General features: G+C 64.2%; 17 protein-coding genes. 16 read left to right on the top strand and 1 reads right to left on the bottom strand.

What is annotated here, in order from left to right:
* Positions 1 to 10 precede the first annotated feature (10 nt).
* Genes FSV73_RS14265 through FSV73_RS14225 form a run of 9 tightly spaced genes read left to right on the top strand, consistent with a single transcriptional unit; the run spans position 11 to position 10,346 of the window.
* The gene (locus tag FSV73_RS14265; RefSeq protein WP_145008513.1) at positions 11 to 1,546 is read left to right on the top strand and encodes a lipopolysaccharide biosynthesis protein; all 1,536 of its coding nucleotides are present in this window, start codon (positions 11 to 13) and stop codon (positions 1,544 to 1,546) included.
* A 1-nt stretch (position 1,547) separates the two neighbouring features.
* Complete coding sequence (locus FSV73_RS14260) at positions 1,548 to 2,483, top strand: glycosyltransferase family 2 protein (RefSeq protein WP_145008512.1); 936 nt, start codon at positions 1,548 to 1,550, stop codon at positions 2,481 to 2,483.
* A gap of 58 nt (positions 2,484 to 2,541) precedes the next feature.
* Complete coding sequence (locus FSV73_RS14255; RefSeq protein ID WP_145008511.1) at positions 2,542 to 4,755, top strand: polysaccharide biosynthesis tyrosine autokinase; 2,214 nt, start codon at positions 2,542 to 2,544, stop codon at positions 4,753 to 4,755.
* Positions 4,756 to 4,803: 48 nt separating this feature from the next.
* Positions 4,804 to 5,334 carry a transcription/translation regulatory transformer protein RfaH gene (gene rfaH / locus FSV73_RS14250; RefSeq protein ID WP_145008510.1) on the top strand — a complete coding sequence of 177 codons (531 nt, stop codon included), beginning with the start codon at positions 4,804 to 4,806 and terminating at the stop codon, positions 5,332 to 5,334.
* 34 nt (positions 5,335 to 5,368) lie between these two features.
* Entirely contained in the window at positions 5,369 to 6,367 is a 999-nt protein-coding gene (locus FSV73_RS14245) for a glycosyltransferase (RefSeq protein WP_145008509.1), read from the top strand.
* Positions 6,364 to 7,611 (top strand): glycosyltransferase family 4 protein, encoded by a 1,248-nt coding sequence (locus FSV73_RS14240; RefSeq protein WP_145008508.1) that lies wholly within the window; start codon positions 6,364 to 6,366, stop codon positions 7,609 to 7,611. The genes FSV73_RS14245 and FSV73_RS14240 overlap by 4 nt, the downstream gene beginning before the upstream one ends.
* Positions 7,612 to 7,641: 30 nt before the next feature.
* On the top strand, positions 7,642 to 8,730 hold the full coding sequence (locus FSV73_RS14235) for a glycosyltransferase family 4 protein (RefSeq protein ID WP_145008507.1): 1,089 nt from the start codon (positions 7,642 to 7,644) through the stop codon (positions 8,728 to 8,730).
* 53 nt (positions 8,731 to 8,783) lie between these two features.
* A complete protein-coding gene (locus FSV73_RS14230; RefSeq protein WP_145008506.1) occupies positions 8,784 to 9,101 on the top strand; it encodes a hypothetical protein in 318 nt (105 codons plus the stop codon).
* 45 nt (positions 9,102 to 9,146) lie between these two features.
* A complete protein-coding gene (locus tag FSV73_RS14225) occupies positions 9,147 to 10,346 on the top strand; it encodes a glycosyltransferase family 4 protein (RefSeq protein WP_145008505.1) in 1,200 nt (399 codons plus the stop codon).
* A gap of 3 nt (positions 10,347 to 10,349) precedes the next feature.
* Here FSV73_RS14225 and FSV73_RS14220 read toward each other — a convergent pair whose 3' ends face one another.
* Positions 10,350 to 11,213: an isocitrate lyase/PEP mutase family protein gene (locus FSV73_RS14220; RefSeq protein ID WP_145008504.1), complete on the bottom strand. Its 864-nt coding sequence runs from the start codon at positions 11,211 to 11,213 to the stop codon at positions 10,350 to 10,352.
* 290 nt (positions 11,214 to 11,503) lie between these two features.
* Here FSV73_RS14220 and FSV73_RS14215 point away from each other — a divergent pair, with 290 nt between their 5' ends.
* The 7 genes from FSV73_RS14215 to FSV73_RS14185 all read left to right on the top strand — a co-directional run bounded on the left by FSV73_RS14215 (position 11,504) and on the right by FSV73_RS14185 (position 19,578).
* Positions 11,504 to 12,712 carry a methyltransferase gene (locus FSV73_RS14215; RefSeq protein WP_145008503.1) on the top strand — a complete coding sequence of 403 codons (1,209 nt, stop codon included), beginning with the start codon at positions 11,504 to 11,506 and terminating at the stop codon, positions 12,710 to 12,712.
* A gap of 132 nt (positions 12,713 to 12,844) precedes the next feature.
* On the top strand, positions 12,845 to 13,057 hold the full coding sequence (locus FSV73_RS14210) for a hypothetical protein (RefSeq protein WP_145008502.1): 213 nt from the start codon (positions 12,845 to 12,847) through the stop codon (positions 13,055 to 13,057).
* A 469-nt stretch (positions 13,058 to 13,526) separates the two neighbouring features.
* Positions 13,527 to 14,936 carry an undecaprenyl-phosphate glucose phosphotransferase gene (locus FSV73_RS14205; RefSeq protein WP_145008501.1) on the top strand — a complete coding sequence of 470 codons (1,410 nt, stop codon included), beginning with the start codon at positions 13,527 to 13,529 and terminating at the stop codon, positions 14,934 to 14,936.
* A gap of 159 nt (positions 14,937 to 15,095) precedes the next feature.
* Positions 15,096 to 15,533, top strand: coding sequence for a low molecular weight protein-tyrosine-phosphatase (locus FSV73_RS14200; RefSeq protein WP_145008500.1), 438 nt, complete (start codon positions 15,096 to 15,098; stop codon positions 15,531 to 15,533).
* A gap of 15 nt (positions 15,534 to 15,548) precedes the next feature.
* Positions 15,549 to 17,765: a polysaccharide biosynthesis tyrosine autokinase gene (locus FSV73_RS14195; protein ID WP_145008499.1), complete on the top strand. Its 2,217-nt coding sequence runs from the start codon at positions 15,549 to 15,551 to the stop codon at positions 17,763 to 17,765.
* 204 nt (positions 17,766 to 17,969) lie between these two features.
* On the top strand, positions 17,970 to 18,845 hold the full coding sequence (locus FSV73_RS14190; protein WP_145008498.1) for a glycosyltransferase family 2 protein: 876 nt from the start codon (positions 17,970 to 17,972) through the stop codon (positions 18,843 to 18,845).
* Complete coding sequence (locus tag FSV73_RS14185; RefSeq protein ID WP_145008497.1) at positions 18,838 to 19,578, top strand: WecB/TagA/CpsF family glycosyltransferase; 741 nt, start codon at positions 18,838 to 18,840, stop codon at positions 19,576 to 19,578. Before FSV73_RS14190 ends, FSV73_RS14185 begins: the two co-directional genes overlap by 8 nt.
* Positions 19,579 to 19,589: the final 11 nt, after the last annotated feature.

Raw genomic sequence — 19,589 nt, 5'->3', positions numbered from 1 at the left:
CGCTATCTCCATGACCAGTCCCGCGAAAGTGTCGGTGTTGCGCAACACCCTGATCAACTATGCCGGCCAAGCCTATGCGCTGCTGATCGGCATCTTGATCCAACCGATGTATCTCGGTCATCTGGGTGCTGAAACCTATGGTCTGATCGGCTTCTTCGCCGTGCTGCAGACCTGGTTGCAACTGCTCGACGTCGGCATTTCCGCCTCGCTGGTGCGGGACGTCGCCCACGGCCGTGGCCAGAGCGGCCTGGCGCGTACCCGTGGGCAACTGCTCAGGTCGCTGGAATTCATCTTCATTCCCCTGGCGACCCTGGCCTTCGTCGCCATCGAGCTGAATGCCGACTGGATGGCGACGCATTGGCTGAACGTCCACGGCCTGCCCGAGGAGACGGTGGCCCACTGCATCGGCCTGATGGGCCTGATGATCGCCTTCCGCCTGCTGTCGACGCTGTACAAGAGCGGGGTCCAGGGGGTCGAGCTGCACGGCTGGCTGAACCTGGTCAACGTGCTGGTCGCCACGGTGCGCTACTTCGGCGGCCTGGTCCTGGTGATGTGGATCTCCCAGGAGCCGCTGGACTTCTTCGTGTTCCAGGCCGGCGTCGCCGTCTTCGAGATGCTGGTCTATGCGCTCAAGGCCTATCGCCTGCTGCCCAACCCCACCTGGTGGAGCGGCTTCGACTGGCAACGGGTGAAGCCCATGGTGCCCTTCGCGGCGAGCATGTCCTTCACCTCGATCCTGTGGATCGCCCTGACCCAGCTCGACAAGCTGGTGCTGTCCAAGGCGCTGCCGCTCGCCGAATACGGCTACTTCAGCCTGGTGGCGCTGATCTCCACGGGCATCGTCACCCTGACCAACCCGCTGGTGCAGGCGCTGCTGCCGCGCATGACGGTGCTGGTGTCCCAGGAGAAGACGCTCGACCTGGAAAAGCTCTACCGCAACGCCGCGCGCTTCGCCTTTGCCATCCTGCTGCCGCTGGCCGCCATGGTGGCCTTCCACAGCGAGGCGCTGGTGTTCGCCTGGACCGGCGACAAGGCCTCCGCCCACTGGAGCGAGCCGATCCTGTTCTGGTACGCCCTGGGGTCCGCCCTGCTGGCCCTCAGCCAGTTCCAGTTCTACCTGCAGTACGCCTACGGCAAGTTGCGCCTGCACGTCTGGTACAGCCTGGTCTCCGCGGTGATCTCGGTGCCCATCGTGATCCTGGTAGTGCTGCACTACGGGGCCTACGGCGCGGCCCTGGCCTGGTTCTTCATGCGCCTGATCCCCTTCGTGATCTGGCCGGCCATCATCCACGGCCGCTTCGCACCGAACCTGCAGCGCTACTGGAACCAGGATCTGCTGGTGGCGGTGGTGGTCACCGCGCTCGGCGTGGCGCTGAGCAAGCTGCTGTACCAAGAGATTCAACCGCAGGAGCGCTTTTCCATCCTGGCGACCCTCGCCCTGGGCGGTGGCCTGACCCTGATGCTGATGGCGCTGGGCTACGTGCTCTGTTCTCCGAAACAGACCCGTACGCGCCTGTTTTCCCACCTCTACAAAGCAGGTATCTGACATGGACGCTCGGACCGAAGCAGAGATCATGAAACACTGGCCGGCGGACTCCGCCCGGCCGGTCGCCAGCATCGTCTGCCTGACCTTCAACCACCGCGACTACATCGGCCAGGCCATCGACGGCTTCCTGCGCCAGCAGACCGACTTCCCCTTCGAGATCATCGTCAACGACGACGCCTCGACCGATGGCACCCGCGAGATCCTCCAGGATTACCAGCGCCGCTACCCGCGGCTGATCCGCCTGATCCTGCAGGAGCAGAACCAGTACAGCCAGGGCAAGCCCTATGGCATGCCGGTGTTCCAGCACGCCCGCGGCGACTACATCGCCTACTGCGAAGGCGACGACTACTGGAACGATCCGCGCAAGCTGCAGCTGCAGGTGGATTTCCTGGACAACAATCGGGACTACGCCCTGACCTTCCATGCCTCCTATGCCTTCAATGACAAGGGGATCGTCAATCCGCAGCGTTTCGGTGGCCAGGATCACTACGATCGCAGCGAGACCGACCTGAAGAAGGCCCTGCCGCTGTCGACCCTGACCGCCTGCTTCCGCAACGTGCTGCGGGAACTGCCGCCGGAGCTGGAAACCGCCGCACTCATGGACATCGTCTGGTGGTCGCTGCTGGGTGCCCACGGCAAGGGCAAGTTCATGGACGAGATCCGTCCCGCCGCCTACCGCGTGCACGAAAACGGGATCTTCTCCATGCGCGCCAGCCAGAAGCGCCTGCAGATGGACCTGCACACCCAGTACTGCCTCGCCAACTACTACTACCGGCTCGGTGACAGGGACCTGCACGTGTTCTTCCTGCGCCAGGTCCTGAGCCTGTCGCTGTCCTCGATTCCGCCCACCCAGAAGGTGAAGGCGCTGCTTCGAGCGGTGTGCAACATCTCCGTCAACATCGGCCGACGCTTCGCCCCCAAACGCGTCACCTACTGAACTTACACAGAGCAGTTCTCCTGCTGCGATGTATCCAGCTAAAAGGAAGGGACCCCCAATGACCGCCATGCAGCGCTCTTCGTTCGAGCAACACGAAGAACAACATCTGGACCTCAAGACGATGGCCCTCACGCTTCTCGATCACAAGAAGCTGATCGCGGGCATCACCGCGGGCTTTCTGGCCGTGGGCATCGCCTATGCCGTGCTCTCCACCCCGCAGTACGTCGCCGGGGCGATGATCCAGATCGAACCCAAGAAGAACGCCCTCACGGCAGTCGCCGAGACCGTGGTACGCCCCAATTCGGCGTCCCCGGCGGTGGCCGAGATCGAACTGCTGAAATCCCGCGCGGTACTCGCCAAGACCGTGGAGAACCTGCGCCTGGACATCGTGGCCAAGCCGCGCTTCTTCCCGCTGATCGGCCATTACCTGTGGCGCACCTATGACGCCGACCACCCGGGTCAGCTGGCCGACAGCTGGCCGCAACTGCGCGGCTTCGCCTGGGGCGGCGAGCAGATCGACGTCTTCCAGTTCGATGTCCCGGACGACATGTACGGCGAGACCCTGACGGTGGTCGCCGGCAGCAACGGCCGCTATCGCCTGCTGGACAAGGACAAGCAGCCCGTGCTGGACGGCCAGGTCGGCCAGCTGGCCGCCGGCAACGGCTACCGCATGCAGATCAAGACCCTGACCGCGCGCCCCGGCACCGAATTCAAGGTGACCCGCAACCGCGTCATCACCACCGCGCAGCTCTATCAGACGCGCATCAAGACCAGCGAAGCCGGCAAGGAGTCGGGAATCATCTACCTGTCCCTGGCCGACGAAAATCCCGACCTGGCCAAGGGCGTGCTGTCCGAGATCAGCCGTCTGTACGTCATGCAGAACGTCGAGCGCAGCTCGGCGGAAGCCGCCCAGCGCCTGGACTTCCTCCGTGGCCAGCTGCCGGCGGTGCGCAAGGACCTGGAAAGCGCCGAAGCGGCCCTGAACAGCTACCAGACCAACAGCCGCTCCGTGGACATCAGCCTGGAGACCAAGGCCGTCCTGGACAAGATCGTCACCCTCGACACCTCCATCTCCCAGCTCAAGCTCAAGCAGGCCGAATACGATCGCCTCTACACCCGCGATCACCCCAGCTACAAGACCCTGCTGAACCAGCTCGCCCAGCTGGAAGTGGAGAAACGCAGCCTGCAGCGCAAGGTGGAAGCCCTGCCCAGCACCCAGCAGGAACTGCTGCGCCTTAACCGCGACATGAAGGTCACCAACCAGACCTATCAGCTGCTGCTGAACCAGGCCCAGGAACAGGACATCATCCGCGCCGGCACCATCGGCAACGTGCGCCTGGTCGACAACGCCGACGTCAACCTCGACGAGCCGGCCACCAACCGCAAGATTGCGCTGATCCTGTCGCTGCTGCTCGGTCTGGTGACCTCGGTGGTGGTGGTCTTCGTCCGCCAGGCCTTCCAGAAGGGCATCGAGAATCCCGACACCGTCGAGCAGATCGGCCTGCCGGTCTATTCCACCCTGCCCTTCACCAAGGACCAGGAGCGCCTGAACCGTCGCCTGAAGAAGAAGACCCGCACCGGCGAACCCACCCTGCTGAGCGTGGTGCAGCCGGCCAACCTGGCGGTGGAATCCCTGCGCAGCCTGAGATCCAGCCTGCACTTCGCCATGCTGGAAGCCAAGAACCGGGTGATCATGATCTCCAGCCCGACCCCGGGCGTGGGCAAGTCCTTCGTTTCCAGCAACCTCGCCGTGGTGGTCGCCCAGTCGGGCCAGCGCGTGCTGCTGATCGATGCCGACATGCGCAAGGGCTATCTGCACCGGGTATTCGGCCTGCAGCCGCAGGCCGGCCTGTCGGAAGTCCTCACCGGCCGCAGCAAGCTGCGCGACAGCATCGTGCCGAGCGGGGTCGCCCAGCTGGACGTCATCGGCTGCGGCCAGGCCGCGCCGAATCCCTCGGAGCTGCTGATGCACGCCAACTTCTCCCGCCTGCTGGAAGAAGTCGGCAGCCTCTATGACCTGGTGATCATCGATACCCCGCCGATCCTGGCGGTGACCGATGCCGCCCTGGTGGGTCGCCTGGCCGGTACCACGCTGCTGGTCACCCGCTTCGGCCAGAGCACCCTCAAGGCCGTGGAGAACTCCCGCCGCCGCTTCGCCCAGAACGGCATCACCATCAAGGGGGCCATCCTCAACGGCGTGCAGCGCAAGGCCTCGATGGCCATCGAGGACGATGGCGCCTACGGCTACTACGAGTACGGCCCGCGGACCTGATCGACCGCGCCACCGCGACTGACCGCCCCCCAGAGAAGGAACTCCGCCATGACGCTCGCCCACCCCACCGGTCGCTGGTACCTGGTACAGACCAAGCCCAACCAGGAAATCCGCGCCGAAGAGAACCTGAACCGCCAGGGCTACGTCTGCTTCCGCCCCCAGCGCGCGCGCAAGGCGGCCGGCCGGGCGCGGGCGGTCACCCAGGAGTCGCTGTTTCCGGGCTACCTGTTCATCCAGCTCGATGAGGTGAACGACAACTGGTATCCGATCCGCTCGACGCGTGGCGTCAACCGGATCGTCAGCTTCGGCAGCCAGCCGACCGCGGTCGGCGAAGACATCATCGCCGCCATCCGCCAGCGCCTCGCCGCCCCGCCGGAACTCGCGCCCGGGCACCAGCCCGGCGCCAGCGTGCGGGTGCACTACAGCCAGGACCTGGAGATGGATGCGGTGTTCCTGAGCGCCGAGGGCGACGAGCGGGCCATCATCCTGCTGCGCATCCTGCAGCGCGAACAACGGGTCAGCGTTTCTCTTGATCAATTGTCGGCAGCGGCCCCCGTCACGCAACGGCTGCGCGCCTGACCAAGACCTGTAAGGCCCTTTGGAGGATTTCTTCATGCAATGCAAAACCACGGTCGTTACCGTCACCTACGGCAACCGCCTCGGCTACCTGGAGCAGCTGGTCGTCCGCGCCCTGGCCGAGCCGACCATCCACCAGGTCATCGTCGTGAGCAATGCGGCGACGGTGTCCCTGGACAGCCTGGAGACCCGCTGGCCCGGCCAGGTCAAGGTGATCGCCCTGAGCGAGAACACCGGCTCGGCCAATGGCTACGCCGTGGCGCTGGAGGCCGCCCTGGCCAGCGACACCACCCATATCTGGATGATGGACGACGACAACGCGCCCCTGGGCGATGCCCTCGACGTGCTGCACCGCCGGCTGGCGGAACTCGGCAGCCAGCATGGCCAGGACAAGGTCGCCGTGCTCGGCTACCGGCCCACCCAGCAGGCCGACATCGCCCAGTGCATCCCCACCCGGATGATCACCCAGCCGCGCTCCAGCTACTTCGGCTTCCACGTGGCGCGCATCCCCTACAAGATCTGGCGCCGCCTGCCCTGGGGCCGTCCGCGCGGCGGCACGCCGGCCGCCCTGGTCGAACTGCCCTTCGCGCCCTATGGCGGCATGCTGGCCCACCGCAGCCTCTACGAGCGCATCGGCCTGCCGCTGCGCGAGCTGGTGCTCTATTCCGACGACACCGAGTACACCTACCGCATCACCCAGGCCGGCGGAAAGCTGTTCATGGTCACCGAGGCGGAGCTGGAAGAGCTGGAGCACTCCTGGAACATCAAGGAAGGCACCAGCAACGTCTACCAGAACTACCTGCAGGCCGGCTCGGACTTCCGCGCCTACTACGCCGCACGCAACCAGGCCTGGTTCGACAAGAACGTCTGGGCCCGCTCGCAGCCGATGTACAGCCTCAACCGCTACGTCTTCCACACCCTGCTCAAGCTGTTCGCCCGCGACGACAAGAGCCGCCAGCGCCTGGCGCTGATCCGGCAGGCGGTGCAGGACGGCGAGACCGGTGCCCTGGGTATAAACCGCAGCTATCCGCTATGAAACTGCTCTTTCTCAACAGCTTCTATCCGCCCCACGTGGGGGGTGGCGCGGAGCTCATCCTGCAGCGCAGCGTGGAAGGCTTCCAGCAGCGCGGCCACGAGGTCGCCGTGCTGGTCACCGGCCCGCAGGCGGGCCTCGTGCCGGAGCAGGTGAATGGCGTGCGGGTCTACCGCGCCGGGCTGAAGAACTTCTACTGGCCGCTGACCCAGCAGCGCCCCGGTCCGCTGGCGCGCTTCGGCTGGCACTTCCGCGACCAGTACAACGGCGCCATGCGCGCGCCCCTGCGCCAGGTGCTGCAACAGGAAAAGCCGGACCTGGTGGTGAGCCACAACCTGTCCGGCTGGTCGGTCGCGGCCTGGGACGAGATCCGCGCCAGCGGCGTGCCCATCGTCCAGGTGCTGCACGACATGTACCTGCTGTGCCCGAAGAACACCCTGTTCAAAAAGGGCCGTAGCTGCCAGCAGCTCTGTGGCAGCTGCGCGGCCCTGCGCCGGCCCCACGCCGAGTTGTCCACCCGGGTGGACGCCGTCGTCGGCGTCAGCCAGTACCTGCTGGATACCCTGCTGGGCAAGGGCTACTTCCGCGGCGTGCCGACCCAGGTGATCCACAACAGCAGCCTGATCGATGGCAGTACCGCCGGCGCCGCGTCGCCCAGGCAGGATGACGTCGTCCGCTTCGGCTACATGGGGACCCTGTCGGAGAACAAGGGGGTGGGCTGGCTGATCGAGCAATTCCAGCGGCTGTCGCTCAACGCCACCCTGACCATCGCCGGCAAGGGCCAACTGGACTACGAAGCCCAGCTCAAGGCCATGGCCGATCCGCAGAAGGTGCGCTTCGTCGGCTACCAGAAGCCCGCGGACTTCTACCGGGACATCGACGTCTTCGTCGCGCCCTCGCTGTGGGCCGAGCCCTTCGGCATGGTCGCCGTCGAGGCCTGCGCCTTCCAGAAGCCGGTCATCGCCACCCGCATGGGCGGCCTGCCGGAGATCGTCAGGGACGGCGTCAACGGCCTGCTCTGCAACGCCGAAGACCGCGACTCCCTGGGCCGGGCCCTGCAGCGCCTGCATGACGACGCCGAACTGCGGCAGCGCCTGAGCCTGCTCAGCCGGACCGCGGTGGCCGACCTGCTGAGCATGGACACCATGCTCGACGCCTACCAGGGCCTCTTCGAACGCGTGCTGGGCACGACCAGGCAGGGCCCGGCGGCCTCGGCCCTCGTCCCGCACACGCAACTTTCCAACTGATCCACCTAGGTCACGGCAACGGGCAGACTCATGATCATCGTCAATTCCCGCTTCATCACCCAGGATCTGCGCGGCGTCCAGCGCTTCGCCGAATGCATCTCGCTGGAGCTGGCGACGCTGCGATCCGACCTGCGCTTCGTGGCGCCGCCCGGCGTCGTCCGGCCGGAGGTGGCCAAGCGGCTGAACGTCGAAATCATCGGCACCCGCCAGGGCCAGCGCTGGGAGCAGTGGGACCTGCCCAACTGGCTGAAAAGCCAGGGCAGCCCCCTGCTGCTGTCGCTGTGCAGCACCGCGCCGCTGCTCTACGCCAACCAGATCGCCACCCACCACGACATCAACTACGTGCGCTTTCCGGAAAGCTATTCGTGGAAATTCCGCACCTCCTACCGCTGCCTGATCCCCATGCTGCTCAAGCGGACCAATGCGCTGATCACCGTGAGCGACTTCTCCCGCGACGAGATCTCGCGCCACTACCGCTACCCGAGCAGCTCGATCACCGTGGTACCCAATGCCGTGGCCGAGGCCTTCACCCTGGACCAGCGGGTCGAACGCGCCGCCACCCCCTATCTGCTGGCGGTGTCCTCGCCCAGCTACCACAAGAACTTCTCGCGGATGCTGGAAGCCTTCGCCGCGCTGCCACAGGACCTGAACGTGGAATTGCGCATCGTCGGCGACAGCCACGCCGTGTTCGGCCAGAACGACCTGGCGACCCTGGCAGCCAGGGATGCCCGCGTGAAGCTGCTCGGCCGCATCGATGACGCCGAACTGGCCCGCCAGTATCGCCAGGCCACCGCCTTCGTCTTCCCGTCGCTCTATGAAGGCTTCGGCATTCCACCCCTGGAAGCCCAGGCCTGCGGCTGCCCGGTGATCTCGGCCAACACCGCCTCCATGCCGGAGGTGCTGCAGGACAGCGCCCTCTACTTCGATCCCTACGAGACCACCAGCATCACCACGGCGATGTGGACCATCCTCGAGGATCGGGCACTGAGGGACGGGCTGCGCGCCAAGGGGCTGGCCAACATCCAGCGTTTCAGCTGGCGAACCTCCGCCCGGACCGTCTCCGACCTGCTGGACAGGGCCCTGGCCAGCGCCCCGAAGAGCGCGGCCCGCGCCGCCTGAGCCCCAAGACGTCGAGATCGTCACCACCCGAACAACAGCAACTCGGAGACCTCATGGACGAGACCAGCACTGCCAGCGAAGGCCCGAGCCGTACCTTCGCGCCGCTCCTCCACCTGTCCGCCTCGCGCGACGTCGTGCCCACCACCACGCTGGCGGTTGGCTCAGGCCCGGGCAGGGAGCCGGACGATTTCTCGGCCGAGGCCGCACCACCGCTGGACGTAACTCCCGGTGGTCAAGCCGGCGCCGGGCGCGCGTCTGTTACCCAGGCGCCATCCAGCACCCCGCACGCCCTCGACGCCGAGTCAGCCGGCGTCGAGATCACCCGGCTGCCCTGGGGCTATGCCGTGACCATAACAACCAGAACTCCATGAATCAGCAGCAGCAGTTGCGTTCATCTCACGCTTAAGGAAGACGACATGAAAATCGCCATCGTTCACGATTGGTTGGTAACCTTTGCTGGCGCCGAACGCGTGCTCGCCGAACTGCTCGATATCTGGCCGGAAGCCGACCTGTTCAGCGTCATCGACTTCCTCTCGGACGAAGATCGCGCGCAACTCCAGGGCAAGCAGGCGACCACCACCTTCATCCAGCGTCTGCCGCAGGCCAAGAAGCGCTACCAGACCTACCTGCCGCTGATGCCGCACGCCATCGAGCAACTCGACCTGTCCGGCTACGACCTGATCATCTCCAGCAGCCACGCCGTGGCCAAGGGCGTGCTGACCGGTCCGGACCAGCTGCACATCAGCTACGTCCATTCGCCGATCCGCTACGCCTGGGACCTGCAGCACCAGTACCTCAAGGAAGCCGGCCTCAATCGCGGCCTCAAGGGCAAGCTGGCGCGGGTCATCCTGCACTACGTGCGGATCTGGGACCAGCGCACCGCCGCCGGGGTGGACGCCTTCGTCGCCAACTCCCACTTCATCGCCCGCCGCATCAGCAAGGCCTATCGCCGCGAAGCCAAGGTCATCTATCCGCCGGTCGACATCAGCCGCTTCACCCCCAGCGGCGGCAAGGACGATTTCTATCTCACCGCCTCGCGCATGGTGCCCTACAAGCGGATGCCGATGATCGTCGAGGCCTTCAGCTCGATGCCGGACAAGAAGCTGGTGGTCATCGGCGCCGGCCCCGAGTTCGAGAAGGCCAAGGAAGTCGCCGGGCCCAACGTCACCCTGCTGGGCTACCAGGATTTCGACTGCCTGCTCGATCACATGCGCCGGGCGCGGGCCTTCGTCTTCGCCGCCGAGGAAGACTTTGGCATCACCCCCATCGAAGCCCAGGCCTGCGGTACGCCGGTCATCGCCTTTGGCCGGGGTGGCGTATTGGAAACCGTGCGGGGCCTGGATGCCGCCCATCCGACGGGCGTCTTCTATCCCGAGCAGAGCGTCGCCTCGCTCTGCGCCGCGGTGCGCCAGTTCGAAGCCCTGGAGACGCCGATCAGCCAGCAGGCCTGCCGACAGAACGCCGAGCGCTTCGCCACCAAGCGCTTCCGTCAGGAAATGCGTACCTTCGTCGAAGCCCGGGTCGCGGCGCTGCACCTGCCCGCCGACCTGGATCTGGATACCGTGACGCCCTTTCCCAGCAAGGGCCTGCAGCCGAGCTCGCTGAACACGGCCTGAGGATTATTCCTTCACATCCATAAATTCCCGCGCCCAGACTCGATATTCCTGCAGGGTCGAGTACTTGGTGGACAGCTCGGAGGCGGACAGATCGGACGCCGTGATGTGCCGCTGCTCTCTCAGGCAGTCGTAGGTCGCCTTGATCGCGGCGAAGTAGGCGGCATGGCCATTCACCACCACCCGGACCCCGGCCTTGGCCAGGCGCGCGTTGTCGCGCAGCTGGGGATTGCCATAGGTCACCAGCATCACCGGCACGCTCAGGTGCTGGGTGATCTCTTCCAGATGGTCGAAGTCGCGGATGCCGACCATGCAGATGCCGTCCGCCCCCGCCGCCTCGTAGGCCTTGGCCCGCGAGATGACTTCCGCGGTGCTCAGCTCGGTGGCGTTGGTCCGGGCGAAGATGCTCAGGGCTTCGTCGATGCGGGCTTCCAGCGCGCCCTTGATCTTGCCGATGCCTTCCTCGACGCTCACGAGGTCGGTGGACTTGCGCCCGTAACCGGCTGGCAGCACCGTGTCCTCGATGGTCAGGGCCGCCACCCCGGCGCGCTCCAGCTCGGTGATGGTGCGCATGACGTTCAGCGCATTGCCGTAGCCATGGTCGGCGTCGGCGATGATGGGCAGGCGCGCGACGCGCCCGATGCGGGTGGCCTGTTCGACGAATTCGCTCAGGGTGATCAGGGCGAAGTCCGGTGCCGCCAGGACCTGCAGGGAAGCCACCGACCCGCCCAGGATGCCCATCTCGAAGCCCAGGTCGTTGGCGATGCGCGCCGACATGGGGTCGAAGACGGACGCCGTGTGGTAGCAGCTGTCCGATTTCAGCAGGGCTCTGAACGCTAGACGCAGCTTGTGCGGGGAAGTGGGCTTCATGAGATTTTCCTTCTGGGAGATACCGGACCGGCAATGTTAGCGCGACAAGTAGTGGTCACACGACCGGATGTCTGGCTTTGAGATAAATCGATTCATCTAACTGGCCGGGGTTCAGCCGGATAGCCACCCTTGGCCGGGGCGGCCAGGCCGGCCTGGGGCACGCCTGGCGGGTGCTTCGGAAGGAGCCGATGCCTGGCGGAAATTTCGATACCCAGGATCCTCGGGCGCAGTGACAATAGTGGCAAGGCTCCGCCTCTCCTGTCACGCCCATCACCGACTGCCGTCCTCCCATGCTCGCCACCGCCTTCGCCGACCGCTTCGCCGCCCTGGATCTCTTCCTGACCGAACACCAGCACCTGTGGCGACCGCGGCCCTTCGTCGAGCGCGAACTGGCCTGGGAAGCGCACTGTCCGGCGCTGGCCACCTGGCTGAGGGCGCGCAGCCTGGCAGAGGCCGAGGCCGCGCATAATACGCCGCAGCACCTCGCGGCGCCGGAACCCTTCCGCTCCCTGGCGGAGCGCTCCCTGGCGCTCACCCAGGTCGGCGAACGCGCACCGGGCCGGCGCGCTGACTGGTCGGCGAAGCAGGACGTCGACGTCCCCGGACGCAAATGGCAGCAGCTCGAGGCCTTCGCGCGCACCCTGGACTTCCAGCGGCCCGTGCGGCGCTGGGTCGACTGGTGTGCCGGCAAGGGGCATCTGGCCAGGTACCTGACCCAAGAGGGTGCTCCGGCACTCTGCCTGGAGTGGGACGCCGCGTTGGTCGAGGTCGGCGAACAGCTCAGCCACAGGGCTCGCGCCCCGGTGCACCATGAACGGGCCGACGTGCTCCTGTCCCTGGCAGCCGACCAGCTCGGCGCGGAGGATACCCCGGTCGCCCTGCACGCCTGTGGCGACCTGCACCGGCAGCTGCTGCGCCTGAGCGCCGAGCGCGGCTGTCGCCAACTGGCCCTGGCGCCCTGTTGCTACGACCGCAGCACCGCGCCGCTCTATCGTCCCCTCTCGGTCGCCGCCCAGGCCTCGGCCTTGCGCCTGGAGCGCGAGGACCTGCGTCTGGCGCTGTGCGAAACCGTCACCGGCGGGCAGCGGGTGCGCCGGGATCGGGACCTGTCGATGGCCCGGCGGCTGGGCTTCGATCTGCTGCAGCGCGAGCTCAGTGGCCGGGATGTCTATCTCAACACTCCACCGCTGCCCGTCCACTGGTTGCGCCAGCCGTTCGCCGCCTTCGGCGCGGAACTGGCCCGGCGCAAGGCGCTGACGCTGCCCGCGGGCATCGATTGGCCACTCTGGGAACAGCGGGGCTTCCAGCGCCTGGCTGAGGTTCGTAATCTGGAGCTGCTGCGCGGCCTGTTCCGCCGGCCGCTGGAGCTGTGGCTGGTGCTGGACCAGGCGCTGTTCCTACAGGAGCAAGGTTACAGGGTGACGCTCGGTACCTTCTGCGCCAGCAGCCTGACTCCGAGGAATCTGCTGCTGACGGCGGAGAAGCCTGGCCAGGCCTAGAGCCGCTCTAGCCGGCACGTTTGTCGGATTTTGCGCGACGGAAGGTAAAAAATACCTTTTGGTGATGGACTTCTCACAAAGTCTGCACAATAGTTAGGTTGCAATCTCGCAAAAAAAGCAGGAATAACAAAAATGCGCTACTACCTGCCCGTTTGGACCGGCGTCGCCGGTTGCCTCGTCTTCGCCCAAGCCCAGCTGCCCTGGCTTGCGGTGGCCTCGCTCCTTGTCAGCTGGTCTTTCCTGTTGTTCTCCCATGACAACTCGAGAAACTCGGCCTGGCACGCCAAAATCACCACCCTCCCCACCAATTCCCGGTTGAGTTTCCCGTCCCACCATCGGCATTGAGTCGTTCTGCGGGCCAGGGACTGGCCTACGCCGACGCCCGCTCGGCGGCTGACTCATCATTTGGTGAACCCGTTCACAATTTCCGCATCCCGCGTTCAAGTCCGACGGAACGTTTTCCTTAAGACTGCTGCCCGGATCGGCCACTCGTCGTGCCTTGACGCGAGAGAAGTGTGCCCGCCGTCCGCCCGCTTTGTGACGCACTCCCCCCTTCTTCCATCCCTCCCCCCCCGCAGAACCCCGACTGGCGTGCTATTTGCCCTGATTTGGGTCAGCTCGACAGCGGCTTCCCGCCTTTCTACCGTGTGAACCTCTTAATCAGTGCCGAGTCCTAACGTCGCTACAGCCATCATGGCATTTAGCGATCGGTGGTCAGTCACCGGTCCTAGAGCGCCATAGTGAACATTTCAGTCGCTGGTAGCTGCTCGCCCAGTTGAAAGTTCGTGCATCGGTAACGCACAAGGATGGAACCATGAATTTGAAAGAACGCGGCATTTTGCATACGAACTCCTCGGCAATCTCGCTCGCGCACCGCTTGCTCGACCTCGCCGTGATCACATTGAGCGCCTACGTGGCTGGCACCTGGGCGTCGGAAACCGGCATGCGTCCCGAGCACTGGGTCGTCATCTTCCTGTCCTTGCTGATCTTCCATTTCCTCACCGAGCTGAACCATGTCTATGGTTCCTGGCGCGGCGAGCGCATCACCGACGAATTGCTGAAGATCGCCACCTACTGGGTGCTGACCTTCGCGACCGTATTCATGGTCGACTACTTCTTCTTCGACCAGTCCTATCTCACGCCTGGCGTGATGCAGGGCTGGCTCGGCCTCACCCTGGGCACCCTGTGTGGCTATCGGGTGCTGCTGCGTTCCATCATGCATTCCCTGCGCAAGGCCGGTATCAACACCCGCAACGTCGCCATCGCCGGCAACGGCATGGTCGCCCAGCGCCTGGCGCACACCATCAGCACCGCGCCCTGGATGGGGCTGCACATCGCCGGCTTCTACAGCGACAACCTCGATACCGGTGAAGAAGGCGTGCCCAGCCCGACCCTGAACGGCGACCTCGAGCGCCTGATGCAGGACGTCCGCGCCGGCCAGGTCGACAAGGTCTACATCACCCTGGGCATGGCCGACCAGGCCAAGATCAACTGGCTGGTGCAGGAGCTGAGCGATACCACCGCCTCGGTCTACATCATTCCGGACATCTTCATGTTCCACCTGCTGCACGCCCGCAGCGAGAGCCTGGACGGCCTGCCCAGCATCAGCATCTTCGATACCCCGATGGATGGCGCCAGCCACATCGTCAAGCGCATCGAAGACATCGTGCTGTCCTCCATCATCCTGGCGATGATCTCGCTGCCCATGCTGGCCATCGCCATCGGCATCAAGATCACCTCCCCCGGCCCGGTCTTCTTCAAGCAGAAGCGCTATGGCATGGACGGCAAGCCGATCGAGGTGTGGAAATTCCGCAGCATGAAGGTGATGGAAAATGGCGCCAAGGTCACCCAGGCGACCAAGAATGACTCCCGCATCACCCCGTTCGGTGCATTTTTACGACGTACTTCTCTCGATGAATTGCCTCAATTCATTAATGTACTCCGCGGCGAGATGTCCATCGTCGGTCCGCGTCCCCACGCCGTCGCTCACAACGAGCAATACCGCAAGCTGGTGCAGGGCTACATGCTCCGCCACAAGATGAAGCCCGGCATCACCGGTTGGGCTCAGGTAAACGGCTGGCGCGGCGAGACCGATACGCTGGACAAGATGCAGAAGCGGGTCGAGTTCGATCTGGACTATATCCACCACTGGTCTTTCTGGTGGGACGTCAAGATCATCTTCCTGACGCTGTTCAAAGGCTTCATCAATAAGAACGCATACTGAGACCGGCCGGGACCTCTGGTCCCGCCCCTCAGCACGACGATCTGGAGCCTGGACTCCTGACTCTATTTACATCGGCAGCAAGCGATACCTGTGGACAGGCATTGCTGGGCTATCTGCCGTCGATACCTGTTGTCCGGACGACAGGAAAAGGTTTGAAGAATGATCAAGTCGATATTGGTGGTATGCGAAGGGAACATCTGCCGCAGCCCAGTCGCAGAAGCACTACTGGCCAAGGCACTGGAAGGCCGTGACATCGAGGTCGGCTCCGCGGGTATCCGGGCGCTGGTCGGTCATGGCATCGAGAAGACCGCACAGGAGGTATTGGGAGAAAACGGTATCGATTTCTCTACCCACAAAGCTCGCCAGGCGGACGCAGAGATGCTGCGCAAGGCGGACTTGATTTTGACCATGGAAGAGTTTCACTCACGCTCCGTCGAAAGTATTGCTCCTGAAGTCAGGGGTAAGGTTTTTCTGATCGGGAAATGGTTGAGCAATCAAGAAGTACCAGACCCTTATCGCCTTTCCAAAGAGATGTTTCAAAATGTCCACATACTTTTGACGCGCTGTGTAAACAGTTGGCTTCCATACATCAAATAGGGAAGAAGGAATTTCATGACCACGATGCCTCGCTTTACTCCCGAACTTAAGAACGAGTCGGATATCAATTTCTCCGCACTCTTCGGCATGTTGATCGATTACAAATGGCAGCTGCTGTCGGTAATCGGCATTTTCGCCGCGCTCGGCATCGGCTACGCCATCCTGGCCACGCCGATGTATTCGTCCAACGCCATGATCCAGATCGAAATGGAGAAGAAGGGCGTTACCCGACTGACCGACCAGACCACCGGCATGCCGCCGCCCATGCCCGAGGCGGTGACCGAGATCGAGCTGCTCAAGTCGCGCTCCGTGATCGGCAAGGCGATCGAGAACCTCAAGCTGGATATCGAGGTCAAGCCACGCTATTTCCCCCTGATCGGCAACTTCGTCGCCCGCCGCTTCGAGCCGCAGAACGACACCGACGTCGCCTCTCCCCTGCTCGGCCTGAACAGCTTCGCCTGGGGTGGTGAGAAACTGGTCATCGACCAGCTGGAAGTGCCGGACAACAACCTCGACAAGCCGATGAAGCTGAAGGTCGAGGACAACCAGAACTTCACCGTCTTCAATGCCGATGACGAAGTGGTGCTGCACGGTGGCCTCGGCCAGCCGGTGAGCAATGCGGGCTACCAGATCAAGGTCGCCACCCTGCAGGCTCGCCCGGGCACCGAATTCACCATCATGAAGAAGCGCTTCTCCAAGACCATCCAGGAGTACCAGGGTCGTCTGGTCGCCGGTGAGCGCGGCAAGATGTCGGGCATCATCGGGATCGGTCTGCAGGATCCGGATCCGCTGAAGGCCCAGGCCATCGTGCAGGAAGTCGCGGACATCTACGTTCAGCAGAACATCGATCGCAACGCCGCCGAATCCACCCAGAGCCTGGAGTTCCTGCGCGCCCAGATCCCGGTCGTCAAGTCCGACCTGGAGAAGGCCCAGTCCGCGCTGAACTACTACCAGACCAACAAGAAGTCGGTCGACATCGACAGCGAGACCAAGGGCGTCCTGGAGCAGACCGTTGCGCTGGACAACCAGATCTCCGAGCTGAACCTCAAGCGCACCGAGATGGATCGCAAGTTCACTCGCCAGCACCCGGCCTACCAGGCGCTGATGAGCCAGCTGGGCCAGTTGCAGGCCGAGCGCGCCAAGCTGCAGAAGCGCGTCGAAGTGCTGCCGGAAACCCAGCAGGAACTGCTGCGCCTGAACCGCGACATCGAGGTGACCGGCCAGACCTACGCGCTGATGCTGAACAAGGCACAGGAACTGGAAGTCATCCGCGCCGGTACCGTGGGTAGCGTCCGTATCATCGACAACGCCAACGCCAACGTCGACGATCCTTCCGCGCCCAACAAGCCGCTGATCATCGCCGTCGCCATCATCCTCGGCGCCATCGTCGGCCTGGCCATCGTCTACACCCGCCACACCCTGCGTCGCGGTGTCGAGACCCCGGAAGCCATCGAGCAGATCGGCCTGCCGGTGTACGCCTCGATCCCCTACAGCAAGAACCAGGCGGATACCACCAAGGTGCTGGGCACCAAGCAGCCGGGCACCTCCTCGCTGACCGCCATCACCCATCCCACCGACCTGAGCACCGAGGCGCTGCGCAGCCTGCGTACCAGCCTGCACTTCGCCATGATCGAGGCGAAGAACAACATCCTGATGATCTCCGGTCCGAGCCCGGGCGTCGGCAAGTCCTTCGTCTCCTCGAACCTGGCCGCGGTGATCGCCGAGTCCGGCCAGCGCGTCCTGCTGATCGACGGTGACATGCGCAAGGGCTACCTGCACAAGCTGATGAACGCCAAGCAACAGGACGGCCTGTCCGACCTGCTGAGTGGCCGCATCGCGCTGAACGACGCCATCAAGAAGACCGAAGTCGGCAGCCTGGATTTCGTCTCATGCGGCCAGTTCCCGCCGAATCCGTCGGAACTGCTGATGAGCCTGAGATTCACCACCGTGCTGAAGAAATTCAGCGAGCTGTACGACATCGTGATCATCGATACCCCGCCGATCCTGGCGGTGACCGAGGCCGGCATCATCGGCAGCCACGCCGGTACCAGCCTGATCGTCGCACGTTTCGGCATGAACAGTGTCAAGGAGCTGGAGGCGACCAAGCGCCGCTTCGACCTCAACGGCATTCCGCTCAAGGGTGTGATCTTCAACGCCGTGGAACGCAAAGCCAGCAACTACGGCTCCTACGGCAACTACCACTACTCCTACGAGCAGGGTACCCAGAGCTGAGGCAACACCCCGGCTGGACGGCCTGAACGCCGTCCAGCCCATCCCTTCAGGGATCGCGGCAGTATTCGTACAGGCGCATCGAACGACAAGAAACTACCTCACACAGCGATTTCGAAGGGTTCGACCTAGAGCCCGGCCACGCTTGGCAGCCTTGGATCTCGACGCTGTACCGGATTGATGATTCTGAAGAACAGGAACACGCCAATGAACGTAGTCATGGTGCTCAACTACAAGGCCCCCAACGAAACCATCAGTTGTGTGGAGAGCATTCTCAAGCACTGCCCCTCCATCGACCACGCGGTGGTGGTGGACAATGATTCCCAGGACGGCTCCATCGACGTCCTGCAGCGCTGGCAGGCCGACAACGGCCTGAGCCAGGTCACCGTGCTCGCCAGTCCGCGCAACGACGGCTATGCCGGCGGCAACAACTACGGCATGCGCTGGGCACTGGACAACCTGCCGGTCCAGCATTTCTGGGTCGTCAACAACGACGCCTACGTCAAGGACGATGCCTTCGCGCCGCTGCTGGCCGAACTGCAACGCGCGCCCAAGACCATCGTCGGCTCGGTGATCCTCAGCTCCCAGACCGGGCGCCTGGAATGCTACGGCGGCGGCATCCTCTATCCGCTGCTGGGCAAGTCCAAGCTGCTCGGCAAGGACATCACCGTCGCCGACATCGCCAAGCTGGAGCGCGAGCCGGACTACATCATGGGCTGCAGCATGGCGTTCTGCGCCAGCCTGCTGAGCGACGTCGGATTCATGGACGAAGCCTATTTCATGTATTCCGAAGAGGTGGACTGGCAGCACCAGGCCAAGCGTAAGGGCGTCGCCCTCAAGGTCTGCCGGGAGAGCCAGCTCTACCACTATGGCTCGATGAGCTCGGGTGGACGCAGCGCCTTCTATCACTATTTCCGCAATCGCGCGGCGACCCGTTTCAACCGCAAATTCCACGGCACCCCCTTCGCCCTGGTTTCCGCGGTGCTGCTGTCCGGCATCACCGTGCTCAAGGAATTCAAGAATCCGAAACTGGCCTGGTCCGGCGTCAAGGGTGCCTTCAAGGGAGCGACGATGCATGTCTAACCTACGCACCCAGGCTTTCGGTATCGACTTCTTCACCGGTACCAAGGACCAGTTGCTGAGCGAAATCGCCCAGGACATCCACCGGCCCTACAGCTACATCGTCACGCCGAACATCGACCATGTGGTGCAGCTGCAGAGCAACCCCGACCTGCGCGAGTCCTACCAGCGGGCCGGCAAGCGCATCTGCGACAGCCGCATCCTGCTGCCGATCCTCAAGTCGCTGGGCGTCGCCGTGCCCGAGGTCATCACCGGCAGCGACCTCACCCTGAGCATCCTGCGCAAGGCCAACGACGAGCGGCTGAAGGTGGTGCTGATCGGCTCGAGCGAGACCGACGTGGGCAAGTTGCGGCGGATGTATCCGCACCTGCAGCTGGAGCACTACAATCCGCCGATGGGCTTCATCAACGATCCGCTGGAGACGCAGAAGTGCGTCGACTTCGTGATGCAGCATCCGTCGGAGTTCATCCTCTACGCGGTAGGGGCTCCGCGGCAGGAAAAGCTGGCGCGGCAGATCGACAGCAGCCAGCGCACCGGCGTGGGCCTGTGCATCGGCGCTTCCATCCTGTTCGCCGTCGGCACCGTCAAGCGGGCCCCGCGCTGGATGCAGAAGGCCAAGCTGGAATGGCTGCACCGGATGTGTTCGGAGCCCAAGCGCCTGGCCAAGCGGTACGTGCACGATGCCCTGAGCATCCTGCCCATCTACCTCAAGGAACGCAGCAGTCGACGCACCTGAGACGCTGCCCC

Origin of the sequence: Pseudomonas oryzihabitans (genome assembly GCF_007665395.1) — a bacterium.
GTDB classification, from domain to species: Bacteria; Pseudomonadota; Gammaproteobacteria; order Pseudomonadales; family Pseudomonadaceae; genus Chryseomonas; species Chryseomonas psychrotolerans_C.
The sequence above is the reverse complement of the archived record's forward strand: the minus strand, read 5'-3'. Positions and strand labels throughout refer to the sequence as shown.

Coding starts and splice junctions, on each gene's coding strand:
- FSV73_RS14265 (WP_145008513.1), top strand. CDS start 11: ATGACCAGTCCCGCGAAAGTGTCGGTGTTGCGCAACACCCTGATCAAC.
- FSV73_RS14260 (WP_145008512.1), top strand. CDS start 1,548: ATGGACGCTCGGACCGAAGCAGAGATCATGAAACACTGGCCGGCGGAC.
- FSV73_RS14255 (WP_145008511.1), top strand. CDS start 2,542: ATGACCGCCATGCAGCGCTCTTCGTTCGAGCAACACGAAGAACAACAT.
- rfaH (WP_145008510.1), top strand. CDS start 4,804: ATGACGCTCGCCCACCCCACCGGTCGCTGGTACCTGGTACAGACCAAG.
- FSV73_RS14245 (WP_145008509.1), top strand. CDS start 5,369: ATGCAATGCAAAACCACGGTCGTTACCGTCACCTACGGCAACCGCCTC.
- FSV73_RS14240 (WP_145008508.1), top strand. CDS start 6,364: ATGAAACTGCTCTTTCTCAACAGCTTCTATCCGCCCCACGTGGGGGGT.
- FSV73_RS14235 (WP_145008507.1), top strand. CDS start 7,642: ATGATCATCGTCAATTCCCGCTTCATCACCCAGGATCTGCGCGGCGTC.
- FSV73_RS14230 (WP_145008506.1), top strand. CDS start 8,784: ATGGACGAGACCAGCACTGCCAGCGAAGGCCCGAGCCGTACCTTCGCG.
- FSV73_RS14225 (WP_145008505.1), top strand. CDS start 9,147: ATGAAAATCGCCATCGTTCACGATTGGTTGGTAACCTTTGCTGGCGCC.
- FSV73_RS14220 (WP_145008504.1), bottom strand. CDS start 11,213: ATGAAGCCCACTTCCCCGCACAAGCTGCGTCTAGCGTTCAGAGCCCTG.
- FSV73_RS14215 (WP_145008503.1), top strand. CDS start 11,504: ATGCTCGCCACCGCCTTCGCCGACCGCTTCGCCGCCCTGGATCTCTTC.
- FSV73_RS14210 (WP_145008502.1), top strand. CDS start 12,845: ATGCGCTACTACCTGCCCGTTTGGACCGGCGTCGCCGGTTGCCTCGTC.
- FSV73_RS14205 (WP_145008501.1), top strand. CDS start 13,527: ATGAATTTGAAAGAACGCGGCATTTTGCATACGAACTCCTCGGCAATC.
- FSV73_RS14200 (WP_145008500.1), top strand. CDS start 15,096: ATGATCAAGTCGATATTGGTGGTATGCGAAGGGAACATCTGCCGCAGC.
- FSV73_RS14195 (WP_145008499.1), top strand. CDS start 15,549: ATGACCACGATGCCTCGCTTTACTCCCGAACTTAAGAACGAGTCGGAT.
- FSV73_RS14190 (WP_145008498.1), top strand. CDS start 17,970: ATGAACGTAGTCATGGTGCTCAACTACAAGGCCCCCAACGAAACCATC.
- FSV73_RS14185 (WP_145008497.1), top strand. CDS start 18,838: ATGTCTAACCTACGCACCCAGGCTTTCGGTATCGACTTCTTCACCGGT.